The organism is Variovorax sp. SPNA7 (genome assembly GCF_033807855.1).
GTDB classification, from domain to species: Bacteria; Pseudomonadota; Gammaproteobacteria; order Burkholderiales; family Burkholderiaceae_C; genus Variovorax; species Variovorax beijingensis.
Genome location: NZ_CP138513.1, coordinates 766,689 through 788,812, shown reverse-complemented (window position 1 = coordinate 788,812; position 22,124 = coordinate 766,689). Strand labels below are relative to the sequence as shown.

15 protein-coding genes and 2 riboswitches are annotated in these 22,124 nt (G+C 61.4%); of the genes, 7 read left to right on the top strand and 8 right to left on the bottom strand.

The features are described 5' to 3' along the window. Window positions 1–112: 112 nt before the first annotated feature. The 3 genes from RZE77_RS03520 (at window position 113) to RZE77_RS03510 (ending at window position 3,084) form a co-directional block, all read left to right on the top strand. The gene (locus RZE77_RS03520; RefSeq protein ID WP_319440716.1) at window positions 113–1,531 is read left to right on the top strand and encodes a mannose-1-phosphate guanylyltransferase/mannose-6-phosphate isomerase; all 1,419 of its coding nucleotides are present in this window, start codon (window positions 113–115) and stop codon (window positions 1,529–1,531) included. A gap of 80 nt (window positions 1,532–1,611) precedes the next feature. Further along, window positions 1,612–2,331, top strand: coding sequence for an ABC transporter permease (locus RZE77_RS03515; protein ID WP_319440715.1), 720 nt, complete (start codon window positions 1,612–1,614; stop codon window positions 2,329–2,331). A 3-nt stretch (window positions 2,332–2,334) separates the two neighbouring features. Then, complete coding sequence (locus RZE77_RS03510; RefSeq protein WP_125965845.1) at window positions 2,335–3,084, top strand: ABC transporter ATP-binding protein; 750 nt, start codon at window positions 2,335–2,337, stop codon at window positions 3,082–3,084. Window positions 3,085–3,141: 57 nt separating this feature from the next. On the opposite strand, the gene RZE77_RS03505 is transcribed toward RZE77_RS03510, so the two are convergent. Further along, entirely contained in the window at window positions 3,142–7,191 is a 4,050-nt protein-coding gene (locus RZE77_RS03505; RefSeq protein ID WP_319440714.1) for a glycosyltransferase, read from the bottom strand. Window positions 7,192–7,602: 411 nt separating this feature from the next. On the opposite strand from RZE77_RS03505, the gene gmd reads away from it, so the two are divergent. The 3 genes from gmd (at window position 7,603) to RZE77_RS03490 (ending at window position 11,053) form a co-directional block, all read left to right on the top strand. Further along, on the top strand, window positions 7,603–8,640 hold the full coding sequence (gene gmd, locus RZE77_RS03500) for a GDP-mannose 4,6-dehydratase (protein ID WP_319440713.1): 1,038 nt from the start codon (window positions 7,603–7,605) through the stop codon (window positions 8,638–8,640). After that, window positions 8,637–9,518, top strand: a complete 882-nt coding sequence (locus RZE77_RS03495; RefSeq protein WP_319440712.1) for a GDP-mannose 4,6-dehydratase — start codon at window positions 8,637–8,639, stop codon at window positions 9,516–9,518. Before gmd ends, RZE77_RS03495 begins: the two co-directional genes overlap by 4 nt. 113 nt (window positions 9,519–9,631) lie before the next feature. Further along, window positions 9,632–11,053, top strand: coding sequence for a hypothetical protein (locus RZE77_RS03490; RefSeq protein WP_319440711.1), 1,422 nt, complete (start codon window positions 9,632–9,634; stop codon window positions 11,051–11,053). A 130-nt stretch (window positions 11,054–11,183) separates the two neighbouring features. On the opposite strand, the gene RZE77_RS03485 is transcribed toward RZE77_RS03490, so the two are convergent. From RZE77_RS03485 to rfbB, 7 genes are all read right to left on the bottom strand, one after another. Further along, window positions 11,184–12,062: a hypothetical protein gene (locus RZE77_RS03485; protein ID WP_319440710.1), complete on the bottom strand. Its 879-nt coding sequence runs from the start codon at window positions 12,060–12,062 to the stop codon at window positions 11,184–11,186. Then, window positions 12,059–13,981: a glycosyltransferase gene (locus RZE77_RS03480; protein ID WP_319440709.1), complete on the bottom strand. Its 1,923-nt coding sequence runs from the start codon at window positions 13,979–13,981 to the stop codon at window positions 12,059–12,061. The genes RZE77_RS03485 and RZE77_RS03480 overlap by 4 nt, the downstream gene beginning before the upstream one ends. 4 nt (window positions 13,982–13,985) lie before the next feature. Next, window positions 13,986–16,862: a glycosyltransferase gene (locus RZE77_RS03475; protein ID WP_319440708.1), complete on the bottom strand. Its 2,877-nt coding sequence runs from the start codon at window positions 16,860–16,862 to the stop codon at window positions 13,986–13,988. A 69-nt stretch (window positions 16,863–16,931) separates the two neighbouring features. Beyond that, entirely contained in the window at window positions 16,932–17,480 is a 549-nt protein-coding gene (gene rfbC / locus RZE77_RS03470; protein ID WP_319440707.1) for a dTDP-4-dehydrorhamnose 3,5-epimerase, read from the bottom strand. Further along, the gene (gene rfbA, locus RZE77_RS03465) at window positions 17,477–18,376 is read right to left on the bottom strand and encodes a glucose-1-phosphate thymidylyltransferase RfbA (protein ID WP_319440706.1); all 900 of its coding nucleotides are present in this window, start codon (window positions 18,374–18,376) and stop codon (window positions 17,477–17,479) included. The genes rfbC and rfbA overlap by 4 nt, the downstream gene beginning before the upstream one ends. A gap of 50 nt (window positions 18,377–18,426) precedes the next feature. After that, window positions 18,427–19,317 (bottom strand): dTDP-4-dehydrorhamnose reductase, encoded by an 891-nt coding sequence (gene rfbD, locus RZE77_RS03460; RefSeq protein WP_319440705.1) that lies wholly within the window; start codon window positions 19,315–19,317, stop codon window positions 18,427–18,429. Next, on the bottom strand, window positions 19,314–20,396 hold the full coding sequence (gene rfbB / locus RZE77_RS03455; RefSeq protein WP_319440704.1) for a dTDP-glucose 4,6-dehydratase: 1,083 nt from the start codon (window positions 20,394–20,396) through the stop codon (window positions 19,314–19,316). The genes rfbD and rfbB overlap by 4 nt, the downstream gene beginning before the upstream one ends. A gap of 106 nt (window positions 20,397–20,502) precedes the next feature. After that, window positions 20,503–20,572: riboswitch (glycine riboswitch) on the top strand. Window positions 20,573–20,623: 51 nt separating this feature from the next. Next, window positions 20,624–20,730: riboswitch (glycine riboswitch) on the top strand. A gap of 90 nt (window positions 20,731–20,820) precedes the next feature. Between rfbB and RZE77_RS03450 the strand changes: the two genes are divergently transcribed. Further along, window positions 20,821–22,122, top strand: coding sequence for a D-amino acid dehydrogenase (locus RZE77_RS03450; RefSeq protein WP_319440703.1), 1,302 nt, complete (start codon window positions 20,821–20,823; stop codon window positions 22,120–22,122). Window positions 22,123–22,124: the final 2 nt, after the last annotated feature.

The following is a 22,124-nucleotide window of genomic DNA, read 5'->3' as shown; positions in this document are numbered from 1 at the left end:
CTTACTGAACATTGCTCGAGGTCATCACGAAAGAGAAAGCGGCTTCCACTGGTTACCGGCCCCGGAAACTGGAGCCGGTAAAATTATCCTCTTCTTCAAACATCTATAAAAAATGCGCGTCCTTTCAGTTGTGCTCTCGGGAGGGGCCGGTTCCCGGCTTTGGCCAGCATCGCGGCAGGCTTTTCCCAAGCCTTTCATGAAGCTTGGGGAGTCGACCTTGCTGCAGCAGGCCATTGAGCGCGGTCAGGCGTGTGGAACCGGTGATCTCATGATCGTCACCAACAAGGATCATCTGTTCCTCACGAAGGACGTACTGGGCCAGATGGTAGACCCGCCCCAAACGACGCTGCTGCTCGAGCCCAAGGGCCGGAACACGGGTCCGGCCATCGCCCTTGCGGCATTGCAGTGCATCCGCCAATACAGCGGCGACACGGTCATGCTGGTGCTCTCTGCCGACCACCTGGTGCCGGACGTCGAGGCCTTCGTGGCCAGCGCGCAGCAGGCATTCCGCCTCGCAACAAAGGGGGCCCTGGTGGTCTTCGGGATCAACCCGACCAGTCCGGACACCGGCTTCGGCTATGTCGAAGTTGCCAAGGTTTCGCGAGAAGCGCAGCCGGTCAAGCGCTTCGTGGAAAAGCCCGATCTCGAGACCGCACAGGAATACCTGGCCACCGGCCGTTATTACTGGAACAGCGGAATGTTCTGCTTCACGGCCGATGCCATCGTTGCGGCCTTCGAAAAGTATGCGCCCGAGCTTTTGGTGGCAGCGCGCAAAACGCTCGACTCGGCACGAGAAGCCAATGGCACCATGCAGTTCGACCTGCACTCCTTCGGGCTTCAGCCAGACATCAGCATTGACTACGCTGTCATGGAAGCGGCAGACAACGTTCATGTGGTGCCGGCAAAATTCGGTTGGAGCGACGTGGGCTCCTGGCCGGCGGTTGCCAGCGCGCATACCCCTGATGCGAGCGGTAACACCATGCCTTCCGATGCCGTTGCAATCGACACCACGGGAACTCATGTGCAAGTCGACAGCCACGGCCCCAAGCTGGTCGCGACCTTGGGCGTGCACGATCTTGTGATTGTCGACACGCCTGATGCACTGCTGGTCGCCCATAAAAGCAGCGCCCAGAAAGTCAAGAAAATCGTCGACGTCCTTAAAGAACGCAAGCACGAAGCGGTCACCCTGCCTGCAGTGGTTCATCGCCCCTGGGGGACTTATGCTGCCTTGAAGGAAGAGGACAGCTATAAAGTGAAGCGCATCACCGTGAAACCCGGCGAATCACTGTCATTGCAGTATCACCATCAACGCGCAGAACACTGGGTTGTGGTTCGGGGGCGCGGCATCGTGCAGATCGGCGAAGTGGAGCATGAGACCCTTCCCGGCCAGTACCGCTATATTCCATTGAGAGAAAAACACCGCTTGACCAATACAGGACAAGAAGAACTGGTACTCATTGAAGTCCAGTGTGGCGACTACCTTGGCGAAGACGACATCGTTCGTCTCGCAGACACCTACGGACGTGCATGAGTCAAGTTCATTCCAATCTTCACCGAAGTGCGCTCTCCGACTGGTGGGAGGGCACCCGCCGAACAGATATCTGGTGGACCTTGGCCTGGTTCGACGTTGTGCTGCGGTACCGGCGCTCGATGCTGGGGCCGCTGTGGCTCACGCTGAGCATGGGCGCAATGATCGGTGGCATGGGTCCGCTGTACAGCTCGCTTTTTGGCACGGAACTGTCCAAGTTCTTCCCGCACCTCGCACTCGGGATCATCTTCTGGGGCTTCTTCTCCAGCGTGGTATCGGAGGCGTGCAACGCGTTCGTGGGCTCATCCAACTACCTGAAGCAGGGCTACTTCCCGATCAGCCTTTTTGTCTGGCGAAGCATCGCGCGCAACCTGATTCAGTTCGCGCATCAGATCGTGCTGTATATCCCGGTGGCTCTCTGGGCCGGCATTTCACTGTCGTGGTCGGCACTGCTGGTACTACCGGCCTTCGCGATCCTGGTCATCAACGCGCATGCCCTCGGCCTGCTGCTCGGCCTGATCTGCACGCGCTACCGGGACGTGACCCAGATCGTGACCAGCGTGATGCAGATGTTGATGTTCCTGACACCCGTTTTCTGGCTTCCCGAGAGCCTTCCGGGACGTGCTCAGTACATCCTGTGGAACCCCTTTGCACAGATGCTCGACCTGCTACGCACTCCGCTGATGGGCGGCGTGGCGGAAATGCATAGCTGGCTCGGCATCCTGGCCTGGACAGTCGTGAGCGTTGTCGCCTCCTCGCTGCTCTTCATCAAGTACCGTCGGCGCGTCGTTTACTGGCTCTGATATATGGCATCCATCTCACTCAAGAACGTCGCAGTCAATTTCCCCATCTATGGTGCAGGCGCGGCCTCGCTGAAGAAGACGCTTGCGGCATCTGTCACGGGCGGGCGCTTCGGCAAGGAGACGGGCGTCACCGTCGTCCAGGCACTGAGCGACATCAACCTAGAACTTCGCAGCGGCGATCGTCTGGGACTCATCGGCCACAACGGTGCCGGGAAGTCGACCTTGCTGCGTACCCTGGCTGGCGTTTACGAGCCCTCGGCAGGTGAGTTCCGGCGTGAGGGAAGCGTCTCGAGCCTCATCGATCCATCACTGGGCATCGAGGTCGACGCGACGGGTGTCGAGAACATCATGCTGCGCGGCCTCGTGATGGGCATGAGCAAGAAAGAAATCGACCGGCGTACGCCCGAGATCTGTGAATTCAGCGGACTCGGCCAGTATGTGGACATGCCCGTGCGTACCTACTCCACTGGGATGATGATGCGCCTGGCTTTTTCGATCTCGACCAGCGTCGAGGCAGACATCCTGCTCATGGATGAATGGCTGTCGGTGGGCGACGCGGAATTCACCGAAAAGGCCGAGAAGCGGATGCGCGATGTGGTGTCCAAGTCAGGCATTCTGGTGCTTGCCTCCCATTCACCCGATTTGATCGCGAAAGAGTGCAACAAGGTTGTGAAACTCAACCATGGCCGCCTTGAAGCGGTGGATATGGAAGAGTACATGGCTGAGGTGGCCGAGCGCCGATTGACCGCCTGATCGATTGAACAGTCACGCGTCATTGAGCGCCGCGGGCGTCGCCCGGGCGCCATTGGCTCAGTTCCTCGAACCCGTCCGAAGAAGCATCCGGATCTCGGCCAACCGTGCCGCGGCCCTATGGCCCGCAGTTTCCAAAGACAGGTCGATGGCCGCGCGGGCCTTGCCGCGCGCACCGATCTGTTTTGCCCATTCACGGTCTTCATATAGGCGCCGCATGAGTTGGGCCGCATGCTCTGTCGATGGCTCCGCCCACTCGAGCTTCTCGTCGTAAGGAGGAATCGGGCGACCGAGCTTCACCAACTTGTAGGGCACCAGCAGGCTGTCTTCCTCGCTCATGAAATCGACGTTGCCCGAATAGTTGGTGGCGATCACCGGCTTGCCCATCAGCATTGCCTCGGCCATCGTGAGACCAAGCCCTTCGCTGCGATGCAGAGACACATAAGCGTCGCACGCGTCCATCAGCGACAGCACTTCGTCGGGACTGTAGACCTGATCGATCACCACGATGTTGTGGCCCTCTGCGGCGGCGCGCAGCTCCTGCAACTGCGCCGGATGACGGTCACCGAACGACGTCTTGAGCACCAATGTCGCATCGTCCTGCGCAGAGAACGCCGCCTTGAATGCCTGGACAAGGCCAAGCGGATTTTTGCGCTCCATCACACTCATCATGTGGAACGTAAATAGAAACGTGAAACTGCTGTCCTTCAGGCCAAAGTACTTGCGCGCTCGCTGCTGATAAGTACCAAGCGCGACGCCGGGGAATATCGTCCGGACCGGGATCGAGAGCCGCTCGCGCAGGCCCTTGGCAACGAACTCAGTAGCCGTCCAGACTTCGTCGACCTTGGCAGCCGCATCGAGCCACGAGTCGGGAATCGAGTCGAATTCCCAGTACCAATACGCAATCCGATAGGTGCGCGGCACGTGCTCGCTCAGATCGCTGCGGCTGTAGGCTTCGTTGAAAAAAGGCTCCGGCTGGGTGTGGATGATGGTCGTTTCGAAGTCTTCGAAATCGCGAAACTGCGCATGGACGGGGTCGTCTTTCTTATCCGTGCGGAGGTCGCGCAGCGCCGTCTGCACGCCCACACTCCGCAAGCCCTTCGCCAGTGCCTCCACGGAAACCCGCAGGCCGGACGGATACGAGAAATGACCGATGACGTTGACGCCGAGCATCGTCATTTCAGCCGCCACGCCTTCCTTGTCGAGACCGGCGCACCATGCCCGCACCGCCTCTGGCTGCATGGATTCGGGCAACTGGAGCCATTCGATCAGCGCCTTGGCGGCCTCGACCTTGTCGAGCGCTTCGGGATATGCACGCTGCCATTGCTCGCGCGCGCGATAGGCCGATCGAAGCTGCCGGGCGGGCGGGATGTCAACGGGCCAGCGCATCGGGTCGGTCCACAGTTCGGCCACGCGGTAATTTGCGCAGAACCAGGAGGCAAACGCGCGGCGGCCGAAAACCGTCAGCCCGTCGGGGTAGAGCTTTTGCCAGCCAGGCGTGAATTCGTAGGCCCTGACCAGTTCGGCCTCGGGTGTTTCTGCAGCCGTCCAGAACAGCCACCAGACTTCCTCCAGCCTCAGGCCTCCATTGCGCCGGCCATGCTGCATGAACCAGTGGAACAGCTCACGTCTGCCAATAGGCAATAAGCCATGAGGCAAGACAACCCTGACTTCCGAGTGAAAGAGAAACACCTGCCGCGCACGAGTTGCGAGATCCTCCGACCACAACATGCGAATCGAGGCGAGCGCGTCTTCACTGAGTCCGAAACGGTCCGCGCCTTCAGTTTCGAGCCAACGGCAGAACGCGCCATCGAGGCCTTCGGACAGCGCACCGGGGAAACGCAGGCGAACATCGGCGCACGTACGCAAGAGATCCAGACACCATCTCGCCGCAGACCAGACGTCGCGCACGCCGTGCACAGGCTGTGGCACCCAAATCACGCGCTCGCGCGGCAGCATGGCAACGGCCAGGCATACGCCGTCATTCGACAGATCGAGGGTCTGTGGCTGCGGCCTTGGCGAGCCGAACTCGCGAAGGCTGGCCTTGAGCTTCTCGCGGACGGCGGGCGCCGTGCCGACCCGAAGGACTGGAATCGCGTGATTCGCATCCAGCTCGGGATGAAGATAGGGGTCGTCGTCGATACCCAGCGCACGAATGTCGTCAGCCACCCGGCACATGTCGATCCCGGGGTTGCTGTTGCCTCGCGTCGCGCCTTCGTGATGCACAAGGCGCGCCTGCGGTACGTAGGCAGTCCGGTAGCCGGCGCGCCAGATATTCAAGCAGAGAGCGACGTCGCTCATTGCGATCAGGTACGACTCGTCGAAGCCTCCGACGCGTTCGAAGGCATCGCGCCGCACCATCTGGCATGCGCCCATGATCGCGAGCCAGTTGCGGGCGTGGTCCGGCGAACCGAACACGCCCCAGCCGCGCCCATCGGCGCCGCGATACATCAAGCCACACAGGTGAATGCCGACGCCCACGCCGCCATGCTGCAGTTCGCCCGAGGGAAACACCAGCCTGGCGCCGACCACTCCGACACCCCGGCGCATCGCGACGCGCACCATTTCGTGCAGCCAGTCGGGAGAGGTGACCTCGATGTCGTTGTTGAGAAATAGCAGGATCTCGCCTTGCGAGAACGCAGCGCCGTAGTTGCACGCCGCGGAATAGTTGAAGGTCTTATTGAAATGAACGATGCGAACGCTTGGCTCCGATGCGAGTTCGGCGTAATACGCCAGCGTTTCCGGCTCGGTAGAGCCGGTGTCCACAATGATGATTTCCTTGTTCGCGTATGCCGTTCCCCGCAGCAACCCGCCGACAGACATGCGCAGCAGATGGTCCTTGTTCTTGGAAGGAATCACGATCGAGACGAGCGGGGGCTGGTCAATCGTCCAGGTCGCGTGCTGGGTGCCATCGGGTTGCGTCTGAACGGAGGCGTCAATGTTCTTTTGCGCCCAGAACTTGCGCAATGCGGCGCGCTGCGCCGCAGCCTCCGCCGAATCGGCGGCTGGTCTGTCTCGGTGACCATCGGCCGCACGGTGGCACAGCACCTTGGGAATGCGGGTGATGGTTTGCGCGATGTCGCTCGCGCGCAAATTCAGATCCCACTCGAGGCCGGCGCCCGCTTCGGGGTCGACGCCGCCCGCCGCCTCGACGAGTTGTCGACGCAACAGCGTCAAGCGCCCGAAGTAATTGAAGGCATAGAGCAGTTCCGGCGACCAACTCGGCTTGAAGTAGGGCCGAATTCGTCCGCCTTCGGCCGACAGCTCGTCCTCATCGCAGTAAAGAATATCGCTGGCCGGCGCCTCGGCCAGCGCATTTGCGATTTCGATTGCAGCGCCCGGCGCAATGACGTCGCCGGCGTCCAGCACCGCGATGAAATCGCCCTCGGCATGCGAAAAACAGGCGGCCAGCGCTTCGGCGCGGCTCTTTCCATGCGCGGGTACCGGGATGACCCGCGGCTCTTCATCCTGCAACGCGCGAAGGCGTTCATCAAGCGCGCCAGCATGATCACTTGTGTCGGCGACGAGGAGTTGCCACTGGGGCAAGTCCTGCGCACGAATCGACTTCACGGTCTCGCTCAGCATCTCAAGCTGCGTGCCACTTGCACAAAGCAGGAAACTCAGCTGCGGGCTCGGAGCCCCCTCCACGAACGCGGTAGAGCGACGCTCGTTCTCGGCGATCCATTGTCGATAGGCGTTCTGGCTGTCACAGCCGACATCAACGCCGGCGGCGGGCACAACGCGAGAGGCATTTGCGTCAACCGTTCGGCGACGCTCCTTGAGAAACTGCAGCCGCTGCTGCGTGCGCCAGGGCGTCGCGACCCACCACGTTGCCTTGGCTGCGCGACGCAGATACCCGCGCCAGGACGAAGGAATCGCCGCCGACACCCTCCGCAACGGAGCTGTCAGTCGCCAGGACGCTGATCGGAGCAACTCGTCTTGCTGCTGCAGCGCGAGCGCCGCGCGTTGATTTGCCGATTCGATCTGGGCCTCGCGCGCATCGTCGCTGCTTAGTACAAGCCGTCCCTGCAACTCCAATCGCAATTTAAGTGCAGCGATCTGCCGCTCCGCTTCGGCGAGCTTTTCTGCGTCTCGTGGTGTGTCACTCATACTTGCTTCGTTATCTGGGAGCATTGCGGACCCCCGCCCTTCGAGCCCCCCAGTTTCTGCCCCCCTCCGTGAGACATGGCCGCCAGTATTCTGGCCGGCGCTTTTTCACATTTATTATCACCGTCGACTGTTGGCTTTCAGCCACGCAAATCTGCATCGCTGTTGCACTTGAGTGCGGCGCGCGCTTCGCTCTGCCTATAACAATAGGAGAGCTTCTTCGTTGATCTCTGGAACCGCTTGATACTCGAGCGCAGGCAAGATACGTAACCAAACATGCCGTGACCTCCGGGCCGCCCGATTTGGCAAAATCGAGACTTCCACAAGTCCAATCCAACCCCCACTCACGGATCCTGCCCCACAGGCGCAGATCGCCGTGTTTGCGAACTTTTGGACAATACAGAAAAGGTTCTCATGAAGAAACATGCCGTTGTAACGGGCATTACGGGTCAAGACGGCGCTTATCTGGCCGAGTTGCTGCTCGCCAAGGGGTACGTCGTCTATGGCACCTATCGGCGCACCAGTTCGGTCAACTTCTGGCGCATCGAGGAACTGGGCATTCAGAACAACCCCGACCTGCATCTGATCGAGTACGACCTAACCGACTTGGGAAGTTCGATCGAGCTAATTCGCCAAGCGGAGCCGGTCGAGGTCTATAACCTTGCCGCCCAGAGCTTTGTGGGCGTGAGCTTCAACCAGCCCGTCGCGACCGCGCAGATCACGGGCGTGGGTGCTCTGCACCTGCTTGAGGCCATCCGACTCGTCAACCCAAAAATTCGCTTTTATCAAGCTTCCACCTCAGAGATGTTCGGCAAAGTGCAAGCCGTTCCGCAGGTGGAAGACACACCTTTCTATCCGCGCAGTCCCTATGGCGTTGCCAAGCTCTACGCCCACTGGATGACCATCAACTACCGTGAGAGCTATGACATCTTCGGTTGCAGCGGCATTCTTTTCAATCACGAGAGCCCGTTGCGCGGCCGAGAGTTCGTCACCCGCAAGATCACTGACGGCGTCGCGAAGATCAAGCTGGGCAAGCTCGACGCCCTTGAACTTGGCAATCTCGACGCCAAGCGCGATTGGGGGTTTGCGAAGGAATACGTCGAGGGCATGTGGCGGATGCTCCAGGCCGATGCGCCCGACACCTACGTGCTGGCAACCAACCGCACCGAAACCGTCCGCGACTTCGTGAGCATGGCATTCAAGGGCGCGGGCATCGCCGTGGATTTCAATGGCAGCGGCGAGGGCGAGTCGGCCGTGGACACGGCTACCGGAAAGACCGTCATGCGCATCAACCCGAAATTCCATCGCCCCGCGGAAGTCGAACTGCTGATCGGAAATCCGGCCAAGGCAAAGACCCAACTCGGCTGGGAGCCAAAGACCACGCTCGAGGAACTCTGCCAGATGATGGTCGAGGCAGACCTGCGACGCAATCGCCAGGGCTTCTCGTTTTGAGAATTCTGCTAACCGGCGCCGAGGGGTTTACCGGCCTACATTTCTCCGAACGCGCATCGGCCGAGGGACATGCAGTCATCGCGTTGCGATCTGATCTGACGGACAGCGATGCGCTTCGCCAGGAAGTGCTTGAGACGTCACCTGATGCAGTGGTTCACTTGGCGGCGATCAGCTTCGTCGGGCATGCGGATGAAAAGGCGTTCTATGCCGTCAACGTGGTGGGCACCGCGAACCTGCTCGATGCGCTCGCCAAGCTGCCTGCGCGGCCTCAACGCGTGCTTCTGGCTAGCAGTGCCAACATCTATGGCAACACGGCACAGTCACCAATCAGCGAGACCCAGCCGCCCGCGCCGGTCAATCATTACGCCATGAGCAAGCTCGCCATGGAATACATGGCGCGTACTTATGAAGGTCGCCTCGATCTGGTGATCGCGCGGCCCTTCAACTACACAGGTCCCGGGCAGAGCCCGAGCTTCCTGATTCCCAAGCTTGCACTTCACTTCGCGAAGCGCGCACCGACCATAGAGCTCGGAAATCTCGACGTCGAACGTGAGTTCAACGACGTGCGCATGCTCTGCGACGCTTACCTTTTGCTTCTTGCTCACGGAGAGCCGGGCGAAAGCTACAACATTTGTACCGGGCATCCCTACACGCTTCGCCACGTGCTCGATACCTTCATGCGTATGACGGGCCACACTCCACGAATCGAGGTCAACCCGGCCTTCGTGCGGGCGAACGAGGTGCACAGGCTCTGCGGCAATCCCGCCAAGCTCGACGCGCTGCTTGAACACCATGGTGCCAAGCTCGAAATACCGCATCTCGAGGACACTCTAAAGCGCATGCTGGCCGCCGCCGCCGTCAGCGTGCTCAAGACCTAGGATCGGCCAAGCCCGCCGGCGGTTTGTTGTGCTGCTTGCGGGGTCGTCATCCGCAGCGAGGGCGAGTCCCGGCGCGAACGCTGGGGCAATGCCAGCGCGGTATCCTTCTACCGATGATGAACAGCGATCCACTCCGCGTCATCCAGGCCGCGCCATCTCGCAGGAACCCCCACGAAATAGCCGCACTGGGCGTCCCCTATCTAGCTCACCTGATCGATGATCTTGAGGAAAAGCAGGCCAAGCACAGGGAGTGCCTCGGTCGCTGGTATCAGCGAGACTTGCTGCGGAAAGGCCGTTTTGTCGTTTGCTCTGTGTGGGACAACGAGCTAGTGCAAGCTACCCAGTCCGTTCTGCTCGAAGACAAGACCATCGCCTATGGCTTCGGGTCTGCGCTGAACTTCTGGCTGTTCGCCGGCTCCCTCGGGGAGGGTGCGCCAATTCAGGGCATCTACCTTCCCCAGAGGGCAATCCTGGTGAATCTTGGGGATGAAGCCTGGGGTGTGACCGAGGGCCACGTCCGCAAAGCCATGACGATCTTCAACAGGCTGCCGCTCGACATGGATCGGGTCAGTGGTCCGACCCCGTATCTAGTGACGGGCGACGCCAGCTTCGCACATCACATCTGGAATCAGCTCGGCGCATTGGACCGGCTGATCGCAGATGAGCCTGATTTCGCGCTGGAGACCACGAATGTGGTGGTGATGCAAGAGCCGCTCGGCCCGCTGGCGGAATTGTTCGACGACTGCCCGAACTGGAAGATCAGATATGTGCACTCATCGCGGGTTCAGCAATTGAACTGCCGTGACACCCTGTTCGTGCAGCTCGCCGGAATGCTGGTCACGGAAGGCGCCAAAGCTCGTGTATTCAAGCACGTCGAGCGCACAGTTGACCTCCCCAAAGCCGCCGTTCGGCGCAACCCAGCCGGCCGCTTTTGGCTGAGTATTCGTACACGCAATCGCACCATCACCAATCAAGTGCAGTTTCTCACTGAACTAGCGCACTCTTTGATCGATGAGTACCCGGGTTGCGATATTGTGCTCGATGGGCATTCGCTGTCCGAAGACGACGACCGTTTGGTTGAACTGGGCGACTGTTCCAACCACGCCATTGCGGCCGCTGATGCAGACGTGGCAGCAAAGGTGACTAACCGCCTCGTGCAGCGGAATTCAAAAATCTATCAGACCGCGGGGCGTCCTTTGTCCGAGGCCTTGGCGTTGGCGCGAACCTGCGACTTCTACGTTTGTCACCACGGTACTGTGCAGCACAAGATCGGATGGTTCACCTGTGTGCCGGGCGTGGCGCATGCCAATCGGCGGGTGACGCAGTCGAAGCCAGCCCTCTCTGTCGCGGCGCAGACCGAAGGAGGCCAGCCCCCGTCATACCTTCCTGCCGAGCTGATCGAGGACGAAGTGAGCAATGCACACGGCGCTCTCGCTGACGCACTCAGACACGAGAACTACACCATTGTCTCACTGGATGAAGCTTGCCGATTCGTTCTTTCGGAGATCAAAGCGACCACTGCGCTCAAAACATGAGGCGTCCTGCTCTGCAGCAGGTCTCCTTCACACCGAGCGGCAGCAAACTCAGCCCTTTTATGACCACGGTCATGCGGTCCGCCTTTCAATGCGAGCCCCCGACTTCAACAGCGGGCTTCTTGAGCTTGAGCTACACCAATAGGCTCACCGGCGCCGCGACGCTGTCGCGTGCCACCAATTGCTCCTGCCAGCGGGGAATGGAGAACGGCTCACCTCGCTGTCCGAGGTTCTCGACCACGGTGGCCGCCCAAGTGGCATCAACTACCGCGCAACCTTGTGCTCTCAGCCGATTGCTGAGCATCTGCTCGTTGAAGATCGCAAGCACCTTGCTCTCGAAGAAAGGCAACGTCGTGGCGTCGAGCCTGAAGCGCGAGTGCCATTCGACCCCCTGCTCGGTACCGTCGCCCGTCAGCCAGCCCAGAATGTTTTTTCGATAGCCGGTCGAAATTGGCGCCTCTTTCAAGAACGGCTCCGAGGGATTTCCCGAGAAAAAGATCTCCTTGCTGGTCACGCTTACCAATGACCTCAAGAGCCTGATCTCAGCAGGCGGAAGAAAGACGAATGATGTTCTGAGCCACGACTGAGAACCCACGCCCAGCAGTGAAACCGACTCGTTGTAGTAGTCAACATGGCCCAGCGCCACGCTGCGCCCCAGCATGAGGTTCAACATACGCTCGCTGAAGCGGTCTAGGTAGTCCACGTACAGTTGTCTGAATGCGGACGTTGCAAGGTGGACGAAGTCGAAGTCGTCGAGGCGTGAGCCTAGATAAGCGATGGCACTATCCCAGGCAGAGAATTCCCAGGCCGCATTGGACCCACCGATCAATATCACGCCGCCATCAAGGCGTTCTTCGTGCGATGGAGGCAGCGCGTTGTCAACAACGATGAAGGTGTGCTCGATCTGCGGGAGGCGCTGTTCGAACAGTGCCCGGAGATCGGCCACCGCAGACTGATATTTAGCGGTACCGTGGCGGGCCATAAGCGTGGCAATCCGCAGTTTTGGGGTCATAGCTTCATCCACGTCAAGGTATGTTCTCGCTCCGTCCAACGTGCAATGTCGGTGCGGTGTAGGCATTCCTCGACAAAATCGAGCAGGTCCAACGCATAGCTGTGCCAGTTCGGGGGAGGCACGCCATCGGCGAGTGCGGTAGCGCAAGACAGTTCGCTCACCGGCAGCCCCGCCAACACTCGGCCCAGGCCCTCGACCAAAGAGACCGTATCGTCGAACTCGATCATCCGGCCAGGCAAGCATGAATGCGCAGCAATCTCGTCCCATAGGGCGGATTTTCGAACCAGCACGGGACGCCCGTAGGCAAGGCTCTCCACCACCGGCAACCCGAAGCCCTCATAGTGCGACGGAAACACCACCGCCTGCGCGGTTGCGATCAGCCTGTGAACCTCGTCGCCCGATACCTGTCCGCTCGGCACGTATTCGACCCGCGGCAGCGCACAAGAGGCCGCACCAAGAACCATGAATTTCTGCAAGGGGAAGGCATCGGACAAGACCTGCAATGTCGGCACTAGGTCCTTATGGTCGTAGTCGTTGCCAAACAGCAGCACATGATCGAGCGGCGCCTGCGCACCGACTGCAGGATCCGAGTGGTCGTTGCCATCGAGACTCAGGTGAATGACCCTCTCCTGCACGCTCGGCTTCACCGGAAATCTCGGCTGGAACCGCTGGCGGCTGAAAGAAGAAATGTAGGCAAGCCCATCCGCGTGCGCAGCGATGAAACGCCAAGTTTCTTCCACGCGAAGATCGACTGCATACAGCACATCCCAGGCAATGGTGTCCAGGATGTTGAAGATGTTGACCAACGCGTGGCGATGCAATTGCGCCACGGTTTCCAACGCCCATGGCTGATTGGGCATTAGGGCCGCAGCGTATGCGCCTGCAATGTCGCCATGTGCATGGACAAGACCGGGATAACGCTCGGCCAAGCCGTGAAATCTCGCGGCCTCGGACTGGCTTTGGACCACGACTTCCCAAGATGGGTGTTCGATCGACGAAAGGCCGTCGAGCAAACCAAGCATCACTTGCGATGTGCCATTGTGAATGGCGGACATGCCACGGAAATCGAGCAGAAGGCGCCTCGGCTGGCGCACAGGTGGATGCGCTGCAGCCAAGAGTTGCTCCAGCCGCCGGTTCGCACGGCGTTCAATCTCGGCACCTGCACGTGCGTGGTCAGGATACCTGTCGAGCAGTGTCGCCATGTCGGCTGATTCGAGCTGCGGGTAGGCAAGCCGGTGCGCCTCTTCGCTGGGATCCACAGGCAGGACGACAACCGCCCTGTTGGAGACCGCATTTCGGTAGCCCTTGCGTCTTGCCCGGCACAACCCCAAGGCGAGCGCACCAGTCAAACTGCGAAATGGCCCGGAGGGCCCGAGCGCCGCGACGACCTCGCGGCGCAGTAAAAGGCACGACGCCAGCAGTTCTGCCGTGATCGTGATCTCCGGCAACTCCGCCAGCGCTCTTTTTGAGGTGAGCCCATGGCTCGCAACCTCCGCTGAATGCGGGTATGGAAAGATACCATCGGTTCTCGCATCGGCGAAGCGTGGTTGAGCAACACCTAGCAATGGATCTGAATGAATGGCACGCCAAAGGTGCAGGAGCACTTCGTTGGACGGGAGCAATGGTCCAATGACAACCAACAAAGCCCGGCGCCGCATGGCAGCTTCCTCGACGGCAAGGTCGAACAATGCAGCGCCGTCGGCATTGGCTTGCAGCACACCGCTCCAATCCGGCCTTGGCTGAAGTTCAAGTCTCGGCGGTACTACGACACTTAGTCGATCCAGGACGTCGCCAAAACCGCAGTACTTCAGAAGCTTGGCAACGTGCTGATCGAACCCCGGCTGATCGAGCGCGCAGGCAGACAGATCAACCAGCAGATCGTAGGGCCCGACAATCAAAGATCCGGCGGAGGTCGTCATCGATTCAGAATTCATCAAGTGCACCGGCAAGCTCCGCATAGACAACTTCGGGCGAAAATTCGCGGGCGAGTGTGATGCCAAGTCCGGCGAGCATCTCGGCGTCTGGCCGTTCCGAGAGGACACGCAAGACGTGTTGGGCGAAGAGGAACCAGTCCGAGGCCACGTGGAGCAGCGGCTTCGCCGCGGCACTGATGCCATCAACTCCAGCGGGGAATGCAACCACCGGCCGCAATTGACAAATTGCCTCGACTGTCTTGATCTTCAGGCCCGTGCCGGCCACAGTTGGGTTGATGACAACAGTGGCACTCGCATATGCAGCGTTCAAGTCGTCGAGCCGGCCGAGCACTTTCACACCATCGGGAACGATAGCAATCGATCGGCCCACGTCGCCGACGATGTGCAGTTCGGCATCACTCCTTCCCTTGCGGATGATCGGCCATGAAAAGCTCAGGAAGTCCTTCGTCCCCTTGACGTTCATTGGATTGCTAGAGGCCACCAACAGAACAATCGGCTGAGGTGGTGGTACCACAGCATTCGTATTCACCGGGAAATCGACGCCCACGTTTACCACGTTGCATCCTGGGGCAAGCCGCATGAGATCACGGGTTTCTTCGGGCTGAATTCCTATCAGCAGCTGAGCCCGCTTGAGCAAAGCGGCTTCCTCGGCATCGCTCAGTGCGAGTCCATCGGACACGCCGTACTGCTGCACTTTGCGCGCCTTGGTCGAAAACACATCGTGGGTGTCGATCACCTTCAATAGCTCAGGCCGCATCACGGCAAAAGCGCGCGTCATGAACACGTACTCGGCCAGAAGAATGTCCGGACTCCAATTTGCATCGAGCTTCATCAGCAGTTCGATCAATACGTTCGGACAGAAGGCGCGCATGGTACTCAGCAAGTCCCGTTCGCGTTTAGTCGCAGGCACTTGCTCGCCAAGCGTCGCAGCGAAGTCGCGGGCTACTCCACCATGAAGTCCCTCGAGGAGCGGTGAATCTTTGTCGAGGTTGTGATGGATCACGCCGTCGCGCCCGCACACGACGAAATTCGGATAGACCGAGGCGGCCGCTGCGATCTGCTTATCGGAAGGCACCTCGTGCGGGAGCGGACAGATCACGACCAGCGGACTGTAGCCAGCGCTCGACAGCCACGTAAGCAGTTGGTGAATTCGATACTCGTTGCCAGCACGAGGGGGGTAAGGCATCACGTGGCTGACGCAAAGCACGCGGCGTTTCGAAGCAGGAGTGCGTGCGACCGAAGGAACATCGAGGCGCTGTACATCAAAGCGCCTCTCGACGTCCGTACTCGGAGCCAATGCGGGCAACAGTTCGCCTTCGGACAGCGGCGCCGGCGCCGGCGATACTGGCGTGTTTCCTTGACGAAGCGTGATAAGTCGCCATCCGGCTTTGACGGCTCCCACCGCCGCTCGCCTTAGCTTCGGATGCCGCCTGAGGAACCCACGCAGCCCAGCCACCGCCCTGGGGTGACGCGAGGCAATGCCGCGCATCGGGCTGGTGAGCCGCCAGCTGACAGAGGCATAGACCGCATGCAATTGCTGGCGCGCGCTTGCAGCGTCAGCTCTCAGCTGATCCGCTTCCGCTTGCACCGCTGCAATCTGCTGTCGAAGTACGAGAGCCTGGTCGTGCTGGACCTGAAGTTCGCTACGCGCGAGTCTGAGGTCTCTGGATGCCTGCAGTATCTGCGCTTCATGCAGAGTTGCGTTCGCTCGTGCCTCCTCTTGCAGCTTGGTTTCCTGCGCCACAAGTTGCTCGCTGCTCTCCGCCAACAAATGGCGCTCGTACGCAAGTGCCGCGGCGGCGCCCCGTCGTTCGACCTCTGCTGCTGCGCGCACGTGGCGCAACGACTCGCGCAATGCTTCGATTGCGCGACGCAATGTCTCGAGCGACGCGTCATCGCTGATGACCGCATTGCGCTCGGGCGCTTTAGTTGGCGGTACTGCCGACGCTACCAATTGCGAGGTATCGATCTGCGGTGCCGCAACTTTTCGAAGTGGGAGTTCGCGGGCATACGCTGCATCGAGCTGGCGGCAAATCGCCTGAAATGCCGCATCACCGTCGACACCCTCCTCTTCTTCCCACGTCTTGAGGCGATCGAGGATGTCGTACAGCGCGCGCAACACGGCCACAGCGCGTGGATAGCCTCCTGGTTCACTCGACTTGGTAACGGAGACATAGCGGTTGATATTCTCGTGCGAGAACGCCACGACATCATCACCTGCATGCGGGACTCGCACGCGGTCCGGCCTCGATGTGTAGCGGTTGGCCTTCTCGATCCACTGCTCTACGTTCTTGTGCGACAGGTGATGGATGCAGGTACCGTCCTCGTAGGGAACGACATAGGCCGTCGCCTCGTCGTACTTCATACCGCCATGCACCGTCTCAAGGAAGGTTACTGCCTTTCTTGAGAAAAACCGGGGCTGGAATTCAGGCCAATAGTAGGCACGCTCGTCGTGCTGGCCCATGATGTAGTGCCGTTGCGGCAACAAGTAGACAGACGCGCGGGGAGATATGAGTTCGCGCTCGATGAAGCGAACGGCCTCGACGCTCAGACATTCATCATCGTCCATGCAGACGATCCAGTCGTGCTTGCAGGTCGCGACCGCAAACGCCCTGGTTTCCTCAACCACAGGCGACCAGGGCACGACGATCACGCGGTCCGCAAACTGAGCCGCAAGCTCCGCGGTTCCATCTGTTGACGACTTGTCAATTACCAAGAGTTCGTCGACAAACGACAGTGCCCTGAGGCAGGTACCTATCAGATCAACCCGGTTGTAGGCGATGACGACGCCACTGACCCTTTGGCGTGTGGCACCCGTGTTTGTCACAGGCAATTTTGAAGCTTCTTGCAGCCCTTCGATCGACATTCAGTTCCTCACTCTGGCGCTCGTGCTGGCGCCGTATCCATAGATGGGCAACAGATCTTCGCCTGTCTTTTAGTCGAAGGTTTCAGCTTGATTCAATGAAACACCGAGTTCGTCTTTCGCGGACAGCACGGGGCCCATGCCGGCATCCGGCCATTCGATACCGATCGTCGCATCGTTCCACACGATACTGCGCTCATGCGCCGGCGCATAGTAGTCCGTCGTCTTGTACAGAAACTCCGCCGTCTCGCTGAGCACCAGAAACCCATGCGCAAACCCCTCAGGCACCCACAGCTGCCTGTGGTTGTCCTCGCTGAGTTCCACCCCCACCCATTTTCCAAACGTCGGCGACGACTTGCGGATATCCACCGCCACATCGAACACCGCGCCGCGCACCACGCGCACCAGCTTGCCCTGCGGTTGCTGGATCTGGTAGTGCAGGCCGCGCAGCACGCCCTTGGCCGAGCGCGAATGGTTGTCCTGCACGAACTCCACATGCCGCCCGACCGCCTCGTCGAAGGCCTTGCCGTTGAAGCTCTCGTAGAAGAAGCCGCGCGCATCGCCGAAGACCTTCGGTTCGATGATCAGCACCTCGGGAATGGCGGTGGGTGTGGCCTTCACGAGCGCACCTCCTCGGCCAGCAGGTGGTTCAGGTACTTGCCGTAGCCGTTCTTCTGCAGCGGCGCGGCCAATCTGGCCAGCTGCTCGCGGTCGATGAAACCGTGGCGCCACGCGATCTCTTCGGGGCAGGCGATCTTCAGGCCCTGCCGGTGCTCCAGCGTGGCGATGAACTGGCCGGCCTCCAGCAGGCTCTCGTGCGTGCCGGTGTCCAGCCAGGCATAGCCGCGCTGCATGATCTGCACGCTGAGCTGGTCGCGGTCGAGGTAGGCCTGGTTCACGGCCGTGATCTCCAGCTCGCCGCGCGCGCTGGGCTTCACGGCCTTGGCGATCTCCACCACCTGGTTGTCGTAGAAGTACAGGCCCGTGACGGCATAGCTGCTCTTGGGTTTGAGCGGCTTCTCCTCGATGCTGCTGGCCTTGCCCTTGTCGTCGAAGGCCACCACGCCGTAGCGCTCGGGGTCGTGCACGTGGTAGGCGAACACGGTGGCACCGGAGGGCTTCGAATCGGCATCGGCCAGCAGGTGCGCGAAGTCATGGCCATAGAAGATGTTGTCGCCCAGCACCAGCGCGCTCGGAGAATTTCCCACGAACTTGTCACCGATGATGAAGGCCTGCGCGAGGCCATCGGGGCTGGGCTGCACCGCGTACTGCAGGTTGATGCCCCACTGGCTGCCGTCGCCCAGCAGCTGCTGGAAGCGCGGCGTGTCCTGCGGCGTGCTGATGATCAGGATGTCGCGCATGCCGCCGAGCATCAGCGTGCTCAGCGGGTAATAGATCATCGGCTTGTCGTACACCGGCAGCAGCTGCTTGCTGAGCGCGAGCGTGGCGGGGTGCAGCCGGGTGCCGGAGCCGCCGGCCAAGATGATGCCTTTGCGTTGCGTGGTCTTCGTGGTCATGGTGTTGTTCTCCGCTTCTTGCTTGCGTGGGTCGCTTGTGCTGCCGTCTGTCAAAGGGTCTCGCGCAGCATGCGGGCCACGCCCTGCTGCCAGTGCGGCAGCACCAAGCCGAAGGCGGCCTGCAGCTTGCGCGTGTCCAGGCGCGAGTTGGCCGGGCGCGTCGCGGGGGTGGGGAAGGCGCTGGTGGGCACGGGCTCGACGGCTTCCGGTCCGGCCTTGAGTTCCACGCCAGCCGCTTTCGCCTGCTCGATCACGAAGCGCGCATAGCCATGCCAGGTGGTCTCGCCGCCGGCCACCGCGTGGTACAGGCCGGCCTTGGCCGGGTCCTGCAAGGTGGCGCGGATGGCGTGCGCCGTGACGTCGGCCAGCAGCTCAGCGCCGGTGGGGGCGCCGAACTGGTCGTCGATGACGGTCAGGCGGTCGCGCTCCTTGGCGATGCGCAGCATGGTCTTGGCAAAGTTGCCGCCGCGCGCGGCATAGACCCAGCTGGTGCGCAGGATCAGGTGCTTCGCGCAGTGCTTCGCCACCAGTTGCTCGCCTTCGAGCTTGGTGCGGCCGTACACGCTGAGCGGGCCGGTGGCGTCGTCTTCTTTCCACGGCGTGCTGCCGCTGCCGTCGAAGACGTAGTCGGTGGAGTAGTGCACCATGAGCGCGCCGATCTGCTGCGCGGCCTCGGCCACCACGCCGGGCGAGGTGGCGTTGAGGGTGCGGGCGAACTCGGGCTCGCTCTCGGCCTTGTCGACGGCGGTGTGGGCCGCGGCATTGACGATGACGTCGGGGCGCACCTTGCGCACGGTGTCGGCCAGCTGCTCGGGACGGCTGAAGTCGGCGTGGAAGTCGGTGCTGTCGAAGTCGAGCGCGACCAGCTCGCCCAGCGGCGCGAGGCTGCGCTGCAGCTCCCAGCCGACCTGGCCGCCCTTGCCCAGCAGCAGCAGCTTCATGCCGCAGCCTTGGCCGCGGGTGCGGCGTCGTATTGCTTCTCGACCCATTCGCGGTAGGCGCCGCTTTGCACGTTGCGCACCCATTCGGCGTTGGCCAGGTACCACTCGACGGTCTTGCGGATGCCGCTGTCGAAGGTTTCGGCGGGCTTCCAGCCGAGTTCGCGCTCGAGCTTGCGCGCATCGATGGCGTAGCGCCGGTCGTGGCCGGGGCGATCGGTGACGTAGCTGATCTGCGCCTTGTAGGGCTGGCCGTCGGCACGCGGGCGAAGTTCGTCGAGCAGGGCGCAGACGGTGTTGACGATCTCAATGTTGGGCTTCTCGTTCCAGCCGCCGACGTTGTAGGTCTCGCCGAGGCGGCCGGCTTCGAGCACGCGGCGGATGGCGCTGCAGTGGTCCTTCACGTAGAGCCAGTCGCGCACCTGCATGCCGTCGCCGTACACGGGCAGGGGCTTGCCGGCCAGGGCGTTGACGATCATCAGCGGGATGAGCTTCTCGGGGAAGTGGAAGGGCCCGTAGTTGTTGGAGCAGTTGGTGGTGACGACCGGCAGGCCGTAGGTGTGGTGCCAGGCGCGCACGAGGTGGTCGCTGGCGGCCTTGCTGGCCGAGTAGGGGCTGTTGGGCTCGTACTTGTGCTCTTCGGTGAAGGCGGGGTCGGTCTTGGAGAGGGAGCCGTAGACCTCGTCGGTGGACACGTGCAGGAAGCGGAAGGCGGCTTTCTGCTCGGCCGCCAGCGCGCTCCAGTGGCCGCGCACGGACTCGAGCAGGCGGAAGGTGCCCAGCACGTTGGTCTGCACGAAGTCCTCGGGGCCGTGGATGGAGCGGTCGACGTGCGATTCCGCGGCAAAGTTCACGATGGCGCGCGGCTTGTGCTCGGCCAAGAGGCGGTCAACCAGCGCGCTGTCGCCGATGTCGCCCTGCACGAAGAGGTGCCGCGGGTCGCCTTTGAGAGACGCGAGCGTCTCGAGGTTGCCGGCATAGGTCAGCTTGTCGAGGTTCACGACAGGCTCGTCGCTCTGCGCCAGCCAGTCGAGTACGAAGTTGGCGCCGATGAAGCCCGCGCCGCCGGTTACCAGGATCATGAGTCTCCCCGAAGTTTCGAATCAATGACAATTATCCCATTGGTCCGAATTGTCAAAATTCATGGTTGGCGGCTTTGCGGTCCCCGCCTACAATCGTTTCACTGCAGGAGAGTGAGTAGTACTTATTACTACTCCACCGAAGGCGCAAACTCCCATAAACGCTCAGGTCAGCCCACAGATTCCTTGAAGTTCTTTCAAAGAGTGTCGTGGCATGTACTGCATCAACTGACAAGCCGTCTGGAGAGCCATCACCTCGCGTGATGCACCGAAGGAGCAAACCCGTTGCAAGGTGCAACAGGTGAATCTCTCAGGTACCAAGGACAGGGGGAGCGGCAACTTGGACGGCGTTCGTCCGGTTGCTCGCTATTGAATCAGTAGCACACCAAGTCCGCCGTTCGAGTGCCAATCTTCAAAGGTACTTGAAATGCGTGTGATCGTTCTTGGCGCCGGCCTGCTCGGCGTGACTTCTGCTTACTATCTCCAGCAACTCGGCCACGAAGTGACCGTGATCGACCGGCAGGCCACGCCGGCCGCCGAAACAAGCTTTGCCAACGGCGGGCAGATCTCCGTCAGCCATGCCGAGCCCTGGGCCAATCCGAGCGCACCGCTCAAGGTGCTGCAATGGCTGGGCAAGGAAGACGCCCCGCTGCTGTTTCGCATCCGCGCCGACATGCGCCAGTGGCTCTGGGGCCTGCAGTTCCTGCGCGAATGCACGCCGGCGCGCACCCGGCACAACATCGAGCAGATCGTTCGCCTGGGCACCTACAGCCGCGAGGTGCTGCAGCAGCTGCGCGCCGACGCCGGCCTGCAATACGACCAGCGCACGCAGGGCATCCTGCACTTCTATACGACGCAGAAGGAGTTCGACGGCGCCCTCAAGCCCGCCGAGCAGATGCGCGCACTCGGCTGCGAACGCCAGGTGATCTCTGCCGACGAGGCCGTGAAGATCGAGCCCGCCCTCGCCCACATCCGCCCGAAGCTGGCGGGTGCCACCTACACGGCGGAGGACGAGTCCGGCGACGCGAATCTTTTTGCACGCGAGCTGGCGAAGCGCGCGGCCGCGGCCGGCGTGAAGTTCCTCATGAGCCACACGGTGACCGCGCTGCGCGAGGCCGGCGGCAGCATCGACCACGTCGAAGCCACCGACAGCGAAGGCCGCTTCCAGCGCATCCGCAGCGACGCCTTCGTGCTCGCGATGGGTTCGCTGAGCCCGATCGTTGCCGCGCCGCTGGGCATCCGGCTGCCGATCTATCCGGCCAAGGGCTATTCGGTGACGCTGCCGGTGAAGGACGCGTCCAGGGCGCACCAGGTCTCGCTGACCGACGACGAGTTCAAGCTCGTGTTCTCGCGCTACACCTCGGCTTCCGGCGACCGCCTGCGCATTGCCGGCACGGCCGAGCTCAACGGCTACGACCGCGACCTGAACCGCGTGCGCTGCGAGGCGATCGTGCGGCGCGTCGAGGAGCTCTTTCCGGGCGCCGGCGACACCACGCAGGCCCAGTTCTGGACCGGCCTGCGCCCCGCGACGCCAAGCAACGTGCCGCTGATCGGCAAGACGAAACTGCCGAACCTGTTCCTCAACACCGGCCATGGCACGCTCGGCTGGACGCACGCCTGCGGATCGGGCAAGTCGATTGCACGCATCGTGAGCGGACTCGCGCCCGAGGTCGACTTTGCGTTCACCGGCATGCCTGCGCCGGCGGCGCGCGTACTGCAGCCGGCCTGAAT

What these genes read in the sequence shown, in the direction of transcription:
- RZE77_RS03520 (WP_319440716.1), top strand. Translation starts at nt 113, where the DNA reads ATGCGCGTCCTTTCAGTTGTGCTCTCGGGAGGGGCCGGTTCCCGGCTT.
- RZE77_RS03510 (WP_125965845.1), top strand. Translation starts at nt 2,335, where the DNA reads ATGGCATCCATCTCACTCAAGAACGTCGCAGTCAATTTCCCCATCTAT.
- RZE77_RS03505 (WP_319440714.1), bottom strand. Translation starts at nt 7,191, where the DNA reads ATGAGTGACACACCACGAGACGCAGAAAAGCTCGCCGAAGCGGAGCGG.
- gmd (WP_319440713.1), top strand. Translation starts at nt 7,603, where the DNA reads ATGAAGAAACATGCCGTTGTAACGGGCATTACGGGTCAAGACGGCGCT.
- RZE77_RS03490 (WP_319440711.1), top strand. Translation starts at nt 9,632, where the DNA reads ATGATGAACAGCGATCCACTCCGCGTCATCCAGGCCGCGCCATCTCGC.
- RZE77_RS03485 (WP_319440710.1), bottom strand. Translation starts at nt 12,062, where the DNA reads ATGACCCCAAAACTGCGGATTGCCACGCTTATGGCCCGCCACGGTACC.
- RZE77_RS03480 (WP_319440709.1), bottom strand. Translation starts at nt 13,981, where the DNA reads ATGACGACCTCCGCCGGATCTTTGATTGTCGGGCCCTACGATCTGCTG.
- RZE77_RS03475 (WP_319440708.1), bottom strand. Translation starts at nt 16,862, where the DNA reads ATGTCGATCGAAGGGCTGCAAGAAGCTTCAAAATTGCCTGTGACAAAC.
- rfbA (WP_319440706.1), bottom strand. Translation starts at nt 18,376, where the DNA reads ATGACCACGAAGACCACGCAACGCAAAGGCATCATCTTGGCCGGCGGC.
- rfbD (WP_319440705.1), bottom strand. Translation starts at nt 19,317, where the DNA reads ATGAAGCTGCTGCTGCTGGGCAAGGGCGGCCAGGTCGGCTGGGAGCTG.
- rfbB (WP_319440704.1), bottom strand. Translation starts at nt 20,396, where the DNA reads ATGATCCTGGTAACCGGCGGCGCGGGCTTCATCGGCGCCAACTTCGTA.
- RZE77_RS03450 (WP_319440703.1), top strand. Translation starts at nt 20,821, where the DNA reads ATGCGTGTGATCGTTCTTGGCGCCGGCCTGCTCGGCGTGACTTCTGCT.